The sequence below is a fragment of the Candidatus Hydrogenedentota bacterium genome (assembly GCA_012523015.1).
In the GTDB taxonomy this organism is placed as follows: Bacteria; Hydrogenedentota; Hydrogenedentia; order Hydrogenedentales; family CAITNO01; genus JAAYBJ01.
Map to the genome: position 1 here is coordinate 1 of JAAYJI010000072.1, position 13,884 is coordinate 13,884.

Annotated in this window: 9 protein-coding genes; 8 read left to right on the plus strand and 1 reads right to left on the minus strand. The window is 48.5% G+C overall.

Features of this window, described 5'->3' with window-relative positions:
- Window positions 1–722, minus strand: a 722-nt coding sequence (locus GX117_02950) for a hypothetical protein (protein NLO32303.1), incomplete at its 3' end; no start/stop codon positions are given.
- A gap of 412 nt (window positions 723–1,134) precedes the next feature.
- Between GX117_02950 and GX117_02955 the strand changes: the two genes are divergently transcribed.
- The 8 genes from GX117_02955 to GX117_02990 all read left to right on the plus strand — a co-directional run.
- Window positions 1,135–2,637, plus strand: a complete 1,503-nt coding sequence (locus GX117_02955; GenBank protein NLO32304.1) for an HDOD domain-containing protein — start codon at window positions 1,135–1,137, stop codon at window positions 2,635–2,637.
- Between the two features lie 123 nt (window positions 2,638–2,760).
- Window positions 2,761–4,593 carry a hypothetical protein gene (locus GX117_02960; protein NLO32305.1) on the plus strand — a complete coding sequence of 611 codons (1,833 nt, stop codon included), beginning with the start codon at window positions 2,761–2,763 and terminating at the stop codon, window positions 4,591–4,593.
- Complete coding sequence (locus tag GX117_02965; protein NLO32306.1) at window positions 4,566–6,203, plus strand: hypothetical protein; 1,638 nt, start codon at window positions 4,566–4,568, stop codon at window positions 6,201–6,203. Before GX117_02960 ends, GX117_02965 begins: the two co-directional genes overlap by 28 nt.
- Before the next feature lie 184 nt (window positions 6,204–6,387).
- The gene (carB, locus tag GX117_02970) at window positions 6,388–9,588 is read left to right on the plus strand and encodes a carbamoyl-phosphate synthase large subunit (protein ID NLO32307.1); all 3,201 of its coding nucleotides are present in this window, start codon (window positions 6,388–6,390) and stop codon (window positions 9,586–9,588) included.
- A gap of 379 nt (window positions 9,589–9,967) precedes the next feature.
- Window positions 9,968–10,699, plus strand: coding sequence for a hypothetical protein (locus GX117_02975; GenBank protein ID NLO32308.1), 732 nt, complete (start codon window positions 9,968–9,970; stop codon window positions 10,697–10,699).
- 6 nt (window positions 10,700–10,705) lie between these two features.
- Window positions 10,706–11,569: an acetyl-CoA carboxylase carboxyltransferase subunit beta gene (locus GX117_02980; protein NLO32309.1), complete on the plus strand. Its 864-nt coding sequence runs from the start codon at window positions 10,706–10,708 to the stop codon at window positions 11,567–11,569.
- Between the two features lie 20 nt (window positions 11,570–11,589).
- Window positions 11,590–12,891 (plus strand): bifunctional folylpolyglutamate synthase/dihydrofolate synthase, encoded by a 1,302-nt coding sequence (locus GX117_02985; protein ID NLO32310.1) that lies wholly within the window; start codon window positions 11,590–11,592, stop codon window positions 12,889–12,891.
- A gap of 151 nt (window positions 12,892–13,042) precedes the next feature.
- On the plus strand, window positions 13,043–13,884 hold an 842-nt coding region (locus GX117_02990; GenBank protein ID NLO32311.1), incomplete at its 3' end, for a nucleoside permease.

Sequence of the window (13,884 nt, forward strand, 5' to 3'; positions counted from 1 at the left end):
ATGCCTTCCTTGCCGTCGCCAAAAACGACAAAACCCTTGCGCAGCCCTTGCACGTCATCAGCAGCGAGAAAGAGACCGGGACCGTCCTGTTGATAAAAGGCCATGCATTGCAGCGACAGGAGACCGGGATATTGAAATTCACGTCGTATACCGCGGCCCGCTTCCGGTGACAGCAGCGACCGGGCACGATCCGTCATCTCACCCATCCAAAAAGGAACCGCGAGTATTTCCTTTTCTTGGCGTGCAATTTGGGGCAACCTCGGAAAATAGACTACTGCAGGACTATGTCGCTCCAACCCTGAAAACTGGATCTTCCAGCTGAGCGCCGGCATGGACACATGCTCGCCCATTGTCACCGTGACGGCAAACTCGGGCATCGCCGGTAGGTTGAAGTCTTCCCAAACGAGCGTGAGCCCGCTGTCTTTTGTATCGGCGTGATACCAACGGAAGGCGCCGGCATCGGAAGGAGCTATGGTGCCGCCGCCCAGTTCCTGCGGCAGCACAGCGAGCCATAGGTTACGGTCGGTGTCCGCATCAAGGTATTCATGACCGCTCTTGAGCGTTGTTAAGGACTCAAGACTGCCCCGGCTTTCGTCAAATGTCAGCCGTGCAGCGGCGCACTCAATGGTCAGCGCAAAGCCGGTAATAGGGAAGCAGAGCGACAGCACGGCGGCAATAATCACAGCCGCTTTCATTTTTAATAAGGGGAAAGGAGTTGACATAAGCGACTTATATTCCTATGTACTGATTTAACATGTTATCATGGAATAGAATAAAAAATGACGCCCTGTCATCATACCCTTATGATCGTGCTCATCGGTAATTTCTGCTTCTGTCTTGTCCTCTTCACCTGAAAACAGCGTGCATCTTTCCGTTTCGTCGAAAAGCGCTTATCTGAGGAAACAGAATTGCCCTGCAGCAGATGGTATCCCCTAAATCATCAGGTTATATTTTTCTTGATGTAAAGGCTTGATTTACCTTATAGTACTTTGTGATGTAATACGAATGAACGGTGGAATCTTCGGATTACTATTGGGGTCATCATTTTTAGAGACCAGTCACAGCGATGTTTCTACAGGGCTGTGGAATGCAGTAATCGTTGAGATTGCCAACATATTTTCAAGGAGTGGCATTTTGTCTGACGTCCATCCTGACATTATTCAGTGTTCCTGTGGTCAAAAAATGCGTATTCCCGCGGGATCGCAGAGTCAAGTATTTAAATGTGTACGGTGTGGTGCCCTTGTAGATCGGCATCCCACTAAATCACGCCACGCTGATGGTGATCCGTCGACACAAGCCCATCAAGGTGAAAATGATCCGCTGCTCAATTTGTTTTTGAGTCAAGGACTTATTAATGAAGAGCAGGCGGCGGAGGCTCTTGCAGAATTTGTTCCGAGTAAAGAAAAAATATTCGAAACCCTTATACGGCTGCAGATAATTACAGAAGATCAATTGCACGCTTTTCTTGCCAAGGAATCGGGTACGGCAATGATTAGTCTTGCTCACTTCACGATTGATCGCCATCTTACCGACCTGATTCCCATCGAGCTCATCACAAGCCAATGGGTCTTGCCTATCGATAAGCTGGGTCGGTCCATGACGGTTGCCATGGTTTGTCCGCTGGACACGGTGGCTATCAGAGCCGTCGAAGAATACTCCGGTTTACGCTTGCGCCCTATGTTATGTAAAGCCAGCGAATTCCAAATATCGCTGAACAAACATTTTCGGCATAAGTCAAAAGAGCCGGGAGGGCTCACAGCGCAACCGATCACGCGCACTATGATTCCACCGAAAAAACAATCGGAAACACCGACGCAAGAGAAAGCGGCTACAGCGGCTAAAGTCGTTGATTTTCGCGAAGCAATCCAAGCCTTAGACACCCTGCCTGTCCCAACAAAGATCATGAATCTTGTGGATGCGTCTGTGGGTACCGATGCCGTTGGGCTGCGCCAAATTATCGCTGCTGCACAAAAGACACCGCCTTTCACGGCAAGATTATTGAGCAATGCCAACAGCCAAGCCTATGGTATTCCGGGACAAGTGAATAGTATTCCCATGGCGGTCGCCCTATTGGTGGATGAGGCCATCTCCATTGTGACCATGGCGCTTCCGAAATATACAACGGCCGATGAATCCTTGTGGAATCCTTGGAATCATTTTTCTCAATATGTCGCTAAAGTTGCTGCGCTCTTTGCCGGGGGCAGCGGGCGTGTTGTACCCAATGAGGCCTATTGTGCAGGCTTGCTGCATGGTATCGGTGTGTATGCCCTTGCCGCCGTTGCCGAAGAGGAGACGAAGCATATTGACCCGGCTCTTATCGGGCCGGCACGCTTGGCAGTAGAAGAACAGCTCTTCAAATTGTGCCATAATGAGGCAGGCGCTATTTTGTGCCGCCGTTGGAACATTCCTGAGAGCATAGCTACCGCAGTGGGATGTTATCCTGATCCGGGTAAGGCGGGCTCTTTTCGCGATCTGGCAGAGTTGCTGTTTATCGCTACCCAGCTCGCCACTGTTGACGGTTCATTAAACCGAGACGCTTTGACCTTGTGTAAAGAGTCTTTTGATTACCTGCAACTCGGATCTAAGGATGTATCCACTCTTATTGAACAATATACTTCGCAAAGGGCAAAGGCCTGACACGGGAGCTTGTGTAAGTGCGCTGTTGGTTGATGAGAACAGCTTTGGCTCCGTGGGGCAGAAAAAAAAGCGTGCTGACTTCTTGCTAATTTATCATAACCCGAGCTGAATATGGGCGCTCTAATGAACCTGACGAACCCTAAAGAAAAGAATGCCTATGGGGCAGTGAGAGAACTCCGAGAAGAACAATTCTTAACGGCCCTAGTTGACTTTTCGAAACAAGTCACGCAGTTGGAGCAACGATTGTCAGCCAATTCTGCGATCCAAAAAACGCTGTTTCAAAACAGTCAAGAATGGCGGCGTCTTTTATCGCAGAAGATATTGCCGGAATTCTCCGAAGATAGTTGTCTTGTAGTGACACTGGCAGGCGGGACGAATACGGGAAAATCAACCCTCTTTAACTTATTGAGTGGTGGGATTAAAAGTATGGTGCGCAGCACAGCGGCTGCCACGTCGTCTCCCGTATTAGTAACCGGAACAAAGCGATATGAGGAAGGGAAAACGGGAAACACACTGCCGGGATTCGAAGCACATCCTTTGGTTTCACCTGAAGATCCTTTGCGCAAAGATATGCCCGAAAATACGCTTTGGATAACTTCCTCCGAAAAAATACCCGAACACATGGCCTTGCTTGATACGCCGGATACGGATTCTATTGAGAGCGAGAATAAATCCAGAGCGGAGCAAATACGCGCGGCCGGTGATGTGGTTGTCGCTGTACTTACTCCCACAAAATATCGGGATGTACAAACGGTGAACTTTTTCCGTCAGGCACGGGAATCGGGGCGCCTCATTGTGCCGGTAATGAACAAAGCCAATCCGGAAAATAATTATAAGACAGCGCGGTTGCAGTTATCTGAATTTATGGAAGACATCGGATTATCTGATTGTCGTTGTTTTGTTGTACCTTTAGATTATGATGTAGATTCAAAAAGCGTGCGAGAAATTCGCAGCGTAGATTCGGAAGGAGGTCTTTGGGATTATCTTTTGGCTTTGGATGTTTGGCAAGTTAAAGCGCAGGTCTATCAAGACACACTGGGTTTTGTTTATACAGAAGGCAAAGGGTTTTTATCCAGGATTCAATCTTTTTATGAACAACTAAAAGAAATATCGAAATATTTTCATCAATTAACGGGGGAGTTGAGTGATGGGTATAAGCCTGTTCTTGTCCAAAAAACAGGAGACTATTTGTATCAAGAATTGCTCGCTCATCGCATTCCATTCATGCGTGGCATTCGCTTCGGAATAGCAAGAATAGGGATTCTTGTGGGACGGCTCCTCCGCTATTATTTGTTCCCGGACGAGGCCATTCAAGTAGGTAAAAGGCAAGGCGATGCAGCGGCGGCAGCGACCATCTCACAAAATCATAGCCTTCGTGAAACGGCCCGCGTGCTTCAAAATAAAATGAGAGAATTTGCCAGACATGAGGGGAAATTGATTGGAAGTCTTATAGACCGTGAATTGCTCAAGGTGGATCAAAGCAATTCTGTTGATGCCATCGTAAACGCGCTTTCAGGGCGGAACCAATCCTATGCAGACATAATACGGCAGGGCATGGATCTGCTCTTGCGACAATGGTGGATCAAGCATCGGTGGCAGCGCGTATATCTGCGAATGTTTGATCTGAATTTGACGCTCACCATTCCTCTGTTATTCGGATGTTTCACTTTTTTGAGCTGGGGATTTATTCCTGCACTAATATTATTTGTGGGAGCGATTTCGGTCGGTGATAAACTGATCCTTCGCTTTTGCCGGCGTTACGCCGATCAATGGCTTGACCTGTTTGATGACTGGAAGCAGGGGGAGCGCGAACGGTTGTCCGTCTGTCTTTTTGAAAAAATAACGAACCCGGTACTCAAGCCAGTGGAAAATCTTTCCCAAATATTTGAGGCGGATCTTTTGGAACAACTGAAAAAGGACTGGAATCTGTGTCAAAGTATCTTCCCCAAATCATAGCGTGTTTTGAAGAATTGACGGCTTATGACGGACCTTGGCCATTTTTTCGTGAGAAACAAAAAGCGTTGCGGCAATGTTTGACAGAAATACGAGAAAAAGAAGAAGATGCCGCGGATACGGTCATTGTTGCACTTGTTGGCGGTTCGGGTGTGGGCAAATCCACTTTGCTCAATGCCATCGCAGGAGAAGAAATTGCCGAGACTTCAGAAATGCGTCCCTGCACATCCATACCCACGGTTTATTATTCATCGAAAATGCCTGAATTCCTCTCGAAACTGGGTGAGATACGCTCCGTGTCACGCTCTTCTCTGGAACGAGTAGTACTTATTGACACGCCGGACACGGATACGGTCATTGAAGCGCACCGCAGCATTGTGGCACAGGTGCTTGAACATTGTGATTTTATTTTCTTTTGTGCCGACAATGAAAAATATCTGGATAAAGCTTCTTGGTCTCTTTTGTATCCCTTTCGTGCGCGACGCGGTATTGTGTGCGTAGAAACTCGCGTCGAACGGGAAGATCCGGCAATAAAAGAGCATTGGCTCCAACAATTAGAAGAAGAGGGATTCGTTATTGAGCACTACTTCCGCATCAATGCGCTGAATGCATTAAAACGGAAACAATCTCCGTCTGTTAAGGGAAATATCTTTCAATTTGTAGAGCTGGAAAAATTTTTACAAGAAGAAATGAATTTGGAGTGGATCGCTCGCGTTAAACATGCTAATGTGGCGGGATTGTTCATCGGTACCGTGGAGAATCTTTATAACAGTGTCCACCATGAAACAGGTATGTTGGTTGAATTATCAGATCGCATTGACAACGAAAGTCAGAAGCTTGTGACATTCGTTTCAAATTATTTTGAAGCCCTTGCACCGTACAGGATTCCAAAGATCGCGCAGTCCTTATATGCCCGATGGGGTATTCATTCATACAGTGCGCGCATGTTATCTCGGTTGAATCCTTTGAGACGTTTATTGCATCCGGAATCCTCGGCTTCGGACTCGGCGCGTGTTTCCAGAGAAATTGAGGTGTTGCAGAAAAAAAGCGCTCCCATTGATCATCTGACTGAGGAGTATCAGATGTTACGCCAAGAGATACGGACCTCCTTTGCTCATCATGGTTTTGATCTTCCTGAGCTGACGGATACGCGAAACTTTGAGACTTCTATCGCCCAGCTTGAACAAGAAAGTTTTCAAGCCGTACTGGGAAAAAAACAAGGGGGATGGACGATATTGTTTGAAAAAAAACCCTTACGTTTTTTGTTTAATCTTCCGCCCCTTGCCTTTTTTATTTATATGGTTATATTTTTCGGGCGTAGTTTCTTCTCAGGGGAAGTGCCCTCTTCCGGCTGGATCTTACTTGGCATCATCTTTTTGACGTTTTTCATGAGTTGGGAAATATTTGTGGTAAAATGGGGAACACGTTTGTGCGCGAAATCGACGTTTAACCGAGGCTTAGCAGCCTTGGAAAAAACTTTGAAAACCACCACGTTTGGGTTTGAGGCAGAAAAAAAAGTTCTTTATGATGTAGAACATTTGGTTGAACGAACAAACTTTTTAAAGGAACTGACTGTATCGTTGAGATCCGGTTTAGATCGGTCAGACAGCTGATTTCAGACTCTCATAAAGCGTATTATTCGGTTCCTCCACAGGTGGATTTTGGAAGGAAGCTTGCAATAGAGGGGGGAATTAACGTTTAATATGCTCAGTGCCGGGCGAATGCTGTCTATACTTGCCTGCTACAGCTGTGTTTTGCCAATACTCCCCATTTGGCTCATTCGGAAGGACGCTCTTTATGCCACGTCGTGACGACATTCAAAAAATTATGATTATCGGTTCAGGCCCTATTATTATCGGTCAAGCCTGTGAGTTTGATTATTCCGGTACGCAGGCGTGTAAAGCGCTGCGCAGTCTGGGCTATGAAACGGTTCTTGTGAATTCTAACCCGGCAACGATCATGACCGATCCTGTCATGGCGGATTCCACCTATGTAGAACCGTTGAATGTGGAGACCTTGCGTAAAATTATTGACAAAGAACGGCCTGATGCCTTGCTGCCGAATCTTGGCGGACAAAGCGGTTTGAACCTCTCCTCGCAGCTTGCGAAAGCAGGCGTCTTGGATGAGTTCAACGTGAAGGTTATTGGGGTGAAGCTGGATGCCATTGAGCGGGGTGAAGATCGAAAATCTTTCAAAGAGACCATGAACCGTATCGGCATTGAGATTCCGCGCAGCGAACTAGCGTATACCGTGGACGAGGCAGAAGCGCTCGCGACCAAGCTGGGGTATCCTGTTGTGCTTCGGCCGGCCTATACCTTGGGCGGCACCGGGGGCGGGATGGTCTTTAACCAAGAGGAACTACGTACCGTTGCGGCACGCGGTATCGCCGCCAGTATGGTGGGACAAGTCCTTGTAGAGGAATCGCTGCTGGGCTGGGAAGAACTGGAGCTTGAAGTCGTCCGCGACGCGAAGAATCAAATTATTACGGTCTGTTTCATCGAAAATGTCGATCCGCTCGGCGTGCATACAGGCGACTCCTTTTGCACTGCGCCCATGCTTACCGTTCCCTTGGAATTGCAGCAGCGGTTGGAGCGCTACGCCCATGCTATTGTCGAAGTCATTGACGTTATAGGCGGTACCAATGTGCAGTTTGCCCATGATCCCGTCTCGGATCGTGTGGTTGTTATAGAAATTAATCCACGCACTTCCCGCTCCAGCGCCTTAGCATCAAAAGCGACAGGTTTCCCCATTGCTTTGGTATCCACGCTGCTCGCGGCCGGGCTTACCTTAGACGAAATTCCCTATTGGCGCGATGGCACTTTAGATAAATATACGCCTTCCGGCGATTATGTGGTCGTGAAATTCTGTCGTTGGGCTTTTGAAAAATTCAAAGGCATCGAGGATCGGCTCGGTACGCAGATGCGCGCTGTGGGTGAAGTGATGAGTATTGGAAAGACCTTCAAAGAGGCTTTTTTGAAAGCCATTCGTTCCTTGGAAAATGGGCGGCACGGCTTAGGTTTTGCCAAGAATTTTAACGCGTTGAGCAAAGAAGAATTGTTGAAGCTTATCGCCACACCCACGAGTGAGCGTCAATTCCAGATTTATGAAGCACTGCGGAAAGGGGCGACTGTCGCAGAGCTCGTGTCCATCACACAGATCAACACCTACTTCATTGAACAAATGCTGGAGTTGGTAGGGCTGGAAGAAGAGCTGCGCCTTCATAAAGGAAAGCTGCCCCCGGATGATCTGTTGATCCGCGCAAAAAAAGACGGATTCGGAGACAAATATTTGTCCCTGCTCCTCGATATAGGGGAAGAGACCATTCGTGACGCGCGATTAGGGCTTGGCATGGCAGAGGCGTGGGACGCTGTTCCTGTCAGCGGTGTCGAGGATGCCGCGTATTATTATTCGACTTATAATAGCGAAGATAAAACGGCGGTGGAAGACGGTCAAAAAGTGTTGGTCTTAGGCGGCGGGCCCAACCGTATCGGTCAGGGCATTGAATTTGATTATTGCTGTGTCCACGCTGCTTTTTCTTTGCGTGATCAAGGCTATCAAGCGATCATGGTCAACTGCAATCCGGAAACCGTATCCACCGACTATGACACGTCCGACCGTCTCTATTTTGAGCCCCTTACGGTGGAAGATGTGCTGAGCATTTACGAGAAAGAAAAGCCTATTGGCGCTATCGTTCAGTTTGGCGGTCAGACGCCTTTGAATATTGCCGGGGAACTAGAACGTGCCGGTGTGCCCATTTTAGGAACTACTGTGGATACGATTGATCTGGCAGAAGACCGCGATCGATTCCGCCACATCATCGAAAAATTAGGTATTCCGCAGCCGCCTTCGGGCATGGCTAGCACCCTTGAACAAGCCCTTGCCATTGCGGGAGAAGTAGGCTATCCCCTTATGGTGCGTCCTTCCTATGTACTGGGCGGCAGAGGCATGGAAGTTGTTTACGAAGAAGACGCACTGCGCCGCTATGTTGCGGCGGCCGTAGAAATAACTCCGGAACGACCCATACTTATCGACAAGTTTTTGGAAAATGCCATTGAAGTGGAGGCAGACGCCATTTCAGACGGCACAGACGCCTTTGTACCTGCCATTATGGAACATATTGAATTAGCGGGCATCCATTCCGGCGACTCAGCCTGTGTAATTCCTCCCATCAGTATTACGCCTAAACACGCGGATATCATCCGAGAATATACGCGGCGCATTGCTGTAGAGCTGGGGGTGATCGGATTAATGAACATTCAATATGCCATCTCCGGCGATAGTGTGTATATCCTTGAGGCGAATCCGCGTGCATCGCGGACAGTACCCTTGGTTTCTAAAGTCTGTAACATTCCCATGGCGGCACTTGCCACGCGCTTGATGATGGGTGCCACCCTTGCTGATCTGCAATTGAGTGACAAGCCAATCACCCATTACGGGGTAAAAGAAGCGGTGTTCCCTTTCAACATGTTCCCGGAAGTTGATCCTGTGTTGGGCCCGGAAATGCGCTCTACGGGTGAAGTGCTCGGTATGGCGTCCAGCTTCGGTATGGCCTTTTATAAGGCGCAAGAGGCGACGCAGATGCCGCTGCCCACAGAAGGCACAGTTCTGATCACGGTCGATGATGATGATAAGGCCGCGATTGTGGAACCGGCCCGGCTTCTCGCCAAAGAAGGGTTCACGATCTTAGCGACACAAGGGACCCGTGAGTTTTTGCTGGGAAATAATATTCCTTGTGAGCGGGTTTTAAAAATGAGTGAAGGCCGGCCCCATTTGGTGGACGTGTTGAAAAATGGCGGCATCCAACTGGTAATTAATACGCCGGGCGGACGGCACAGCAAACATGATGATGCCTATATTCGCAAAGCGGCGATCCGCTATAAAATTCCGTATATTACTACTGCTTCCGCGGCTTTTGCTGCGGCTCGTGGTATTGCAGATAAGCTTTCGGGCGCTTCTACCGTTCGGTCATTGCAGGATTATCACAAAGATATAGCGTAATGCACGAAGCTTGGAGGCGTTGCCGAGGCCTCGGTTCATTTGATATACTGGACACTTGTGAGGTGGTCTTCGACAGCGTCGAAGGCGTAGTGACCTCGTGTTAGTAACTACAGTTGAAAGTTGGCAGCATCAGCGCTGTCCTTACCGGCAGTGGCCATGCGCTTCCTTGAGAGAGATTCATGGTGAATGATTCAGGTACATATTTTCCCGTGTGCAGCTCCTGTCTGGGGGGCACGTACCGCGTTAAAGTATCCGTGAACAGACCGTGCCTTTGTCCGGTACCTGTATCTTTTTGCCGGGCATTTGCTTTTGCCTCTTCCGCAGCCTTTTCAGGCTGCGGTTTTTTTATTTATTCACAACCCTTCGGAGTTTGACTAATTTGCAGAATTTACTACAATTACAAAAATTGGATACCAATATAGCTGAACATAAAGCGCGTGAACAGGAATTGCCTCGTCAAAAAGACCGCTTCGACATCCAGAAAAAACGCTTGGCTGAAGAACTGAAAATCAGTGAGGAGCGCTGCGTAACGATTCAATTGCAACAGCGCGAGATTGGCCGCGAAATCGAACAGCGTCAAGCTCAAATTGAAAAATACGAGGGGCATCTTGCAGGCGTTAAAAAGAATGAAGAATATAAAGCGGTTCTCCATGAAATAGAATTGTTTAAAAAACAAATTGGCGTGAGGGAAGAACGGATTATCGCGCTTATGCTTGAATTCGACGACGCCGACGCTTCGCTGCAGGCAGATCGTGAACGGATCCAGAAAGAGCTGGATAAGATCGAAAAAGAATGTGAAACCATCGATACCGAGCTGCACGAGTACATCGAGGAACGAAAAGTCCTCGAACAATCGCGTCCGCCCATGGCGGCAAAAGTGAGCGGTGAACTGCTGTCCCGTTATGAGCGTATCCGCAAGGTACGTAAGCCTGCGGTGGTGCCCCTCCTTGATGAGTCTTGCGGCGGCTGCTTTATGGCGGTGCGCCCTCAGATTGTCAATGAAATTCTTGCAGATAGCAAAATACACGCCTGTCAGCATTGCGGCCGTCTCTTGTATGAACCTTCCAATATTCCTGAACCGGATGTGGTCGAAATCGTAGAAGGGAAATAAGAGATCATGGGGCTTTTCTCGCGGAAACGGAAGCGCCTGTGCGGGAAAACCAAAACTGACATGCCCGAAGGGTTGTGGATCAAATGTAATGGCTGTCAGCAATTGGTGTATCGCGCAGAATTTGAAGAAAACGTTGGCGTTTGCCCATCGTGTAATCGGCATGCACGGATTGGCGCGCGGCAACGGGTAGAACTCATCACAGACGCCGGATCCTTTCAGGAAAGGCATGGGGAAATTATTACTGCCGATCCTCTCGGCTTCACTGTAGGTGAGGAATCCTATCTCAACCGTGCTGCAAGGGCACGGGAGCAATCAGGACTCAATGAAGCACTCTTAACAGGCATGGCACAAGTGGGCGGGTTTGAAGCGGCATTGGGCATTATGGATGCTTCCTTTATGATGGGTAGCATGGGCGGCGCTGTAGGCGAAAAGTTTTGCCGACTTGTCGATGATGCTATTACCCGGCAATGTCCTATGATTGTGTTCACAGCCAGTGGCGGAGCCCGCATGCAAGAAGGCGGATTCGCGCTAATGCAGATGGCGAAAACAGCCAATGCCGTGCGGCAATTGCGCGAAGCACGACTGCCTTATATCGCTGTGGTCACCGATCCCACGACCGGCGGCGTATGGGCAAGTTTTGCGTCACTCGGCGATTTTATTGTTGCAGAACCGGGCGCATATGTGGGCTTTGCAGGTAAACGGCTAATTGAAGGGTCACTTAAAATCAAAGTACCCGAAGGCTTTCAGACTGCCGAATATCAGTTGAAAAACGGCTTTGTTGATGCTATTGTTGCGCGCCATGATATGAAAGATTTTCTGGTTCGGCTTCTCACCTGTCTCGTATCTAATCAAAAACAATCCGCTGTGTAATCAATACAAGGGAAACGACTATGGTCCTCATTGTGGACACAAAAAAAACCGATCCGCGAGCCTATCTGGAATCGCTTATTTTGCACGGTATTAAGCTGGGACTGCAGAATATTAACGCCTTGATGGACGCCAGCGGTCAGCCTCATAAGGCGCGCCCGGTGATCCATGTGGCTGGTACCAATGGCAAAGGCAGCGTCTTGGCCTTTTTATCCTCCATATTGCAGTGTGCAGGATATCGTGTGGGGCGGTTTACCAGTCCTCATTTGCTGGATGTAACAGAACGTTTTCTGATCAACGGCGTGCCTATGAATGAAGAAGCGCTTTGTGAAAATGTGGCGTGGTTCAAGGAGGTCGCTGCGACCATTGGGCAGGTGCCAACTTTTTTTGAAATGAATACCGCTATTGCTTTCCGTTGGTTTGACCAACAGGACGTGGACGTGTCGCTCATTGAGGTGGGCATGGGCGGCCGTTTTGATTCCACGAACATTGTCTCGCCCCTCGCCTCTGCCATCACGAATATTGATTTTGATCATATGCAATTCTTGGGGGATAGCCTGGCGGCGATTGCTTATGAAAAAGCGGGCATTCTTAAAGCGAATGTGCCGGCTGTTATAGGGGTAACAGACCCTTCAGCACTAAAAGCTATCGAAAAGCAAGGACAGGTAGTGGGCGCTCCGCTGCGTTTGTTGGATAAGGAATATCATGTTTGTGCGGGAGGCTCACCTTGGAACCCGACCCTCGACTATAGAAGTGGAGAGACATCATTTCAGAATCTGTCTCTCGGTCTGGCGGGACGGCATCAACCCCATAACGCCGCCATTGCTGTTGAACTTGCTTTGCAAATGCAGGAACAATTTCCACAGATTTGTGAAGCAGCCATAAGGGAAGGATTACGGATAGTCCGTTGGCCGGGGCGGCTGGAGCAGGTCTATGATAATCCTCCCATCATTATGGACGCCGCCCATAATGTGGCAGGATGCCGCGCGGCTATGGATGCGTTGGGCAAAAAATGTGTCATGATCTTTTCTGTTTCAGCCGATAAAGAGGCATCGGCAATGGCTAAGATCCTTTCTCAATGGGCAGACCCCCTGATCATCACGGCTTATGGCGGCGGACGCTCCCTGCCCCTAGCTGATCTAAGCGGTTGCTTGGGCGATCTCTCCACCCGTCCTTGTTCGTCGATGAGCGAGGCTTTGGATGAAGGATTGCGTTTGGCTTCTCAAGAGAAACCTCTCTTAATTGTGGGTTCTATCTATGGAGCAGGGGAGGCGCGCCGTCTTCTGATGGAGCGTTTTGAGGTGGCGCCCGTACGCTTTGCTTGATCGACTGCAATTTTCGAAATAGAAGCTTTTTTGAAGATCAATTTAAAGATCCGTCCTTCTTGAAACAGCATCCCTAATAACCGTACACTTTATACTGGTCTTGTGTTCTGTAACTATACATTTTTTTCCAATGGAAGGGAGTATTTTTTCCATGAACTTCACAACAAAATTTAAATTGTCCTTAATGATGTTCCTTGAATTCTTCATTTGGGGCGCTTGGTGTGTAACCTTAGCGTCCTATCTTTTGTTTAATCTCAAATTTACCGGGGGTCAGGTGGGTAACATCTTTCTGACCATGGCGATTGCATCGATTATTTCACCTATTTTTGTGGGCATGGTGGCAGACAAATTCTTCCCTGCTCAACATTTGATGGGTGTGCTTCATCTTGTCGGCGGTATATTGATGTTTTTCTTGGCTCACCAAGTTCAAACGTCGCAACTCTTTTTCATCGTATTGTTGGGCTACACCCTGTGCTATATGCCGACCCTGTCCCTTGCCAATACAGTCTGCTTTAATCAGATGACCAACACGGAAAAAGAATTTCCTCTGATTCGGTCCATTGGTGTTTTGGGCTGGATCGTTGTTGGTCTCTTCTTGGGTTACATGAAGATTGAAACGACCAACATCCCCTTATACATTGCTTCCGGCTCCTCCTTTCTGATGGGATTTTATTGCTTTTTCCTGCCCAATACGCCGCCCAAAGGAGCCGGAGAAAAGATGCGTCTCGGCGATTTCTTTGGCGTCGAAGCCTTTGGCCTGTTGAAAGATAAATATTTCTTTATCTTTGCCTTGGCATCTCTGCTTATTAGTATGACCACGTCTTTTTATATCAATTTAGGGAATCCCTTTTTCGTCTCAGGAGAGTTGCCTTATCCTGCCGCCATGATGACGGGCGGACAAATTTCCGAAGCCGTCATTACGGCGCTGCTCGCATTCTTCTTTGTAAAAGTCGGCGTCAAATGGATGTTGTCCATCGGTATGCTCTCATGGGC

Bases quoted from the DNA above. Each gene is read 5' to 3' on its own strand.
- GX117_02960 (NLO32305.1), top strand. From the start codon at position 2,761: ATGAACCTGACGAACCCTAAAGAAAAGAATGCCTATGGGGCAGTGAGA.
- carB (NLO32307.1), top strand. From the start codon at position 6,388: ATGCCACGTCGTGACGACATTCAAAAAATTATGATTATCGGTTCAGGC.
- GX117_02985 (NLO32310.1), top strand. From the start codon at position 11,590: ATGGTCCTCATTGTGGACACAAAAAAAACCGATCCGCGAGCCTATCTG.
- GX117_02980 (NLO32309.1), top strand. From the start codon at position 10,706: ATGGGGCTTTTCTCGCGGAAACGGAAGCGCCTGTGCGGGAAAACCAAA.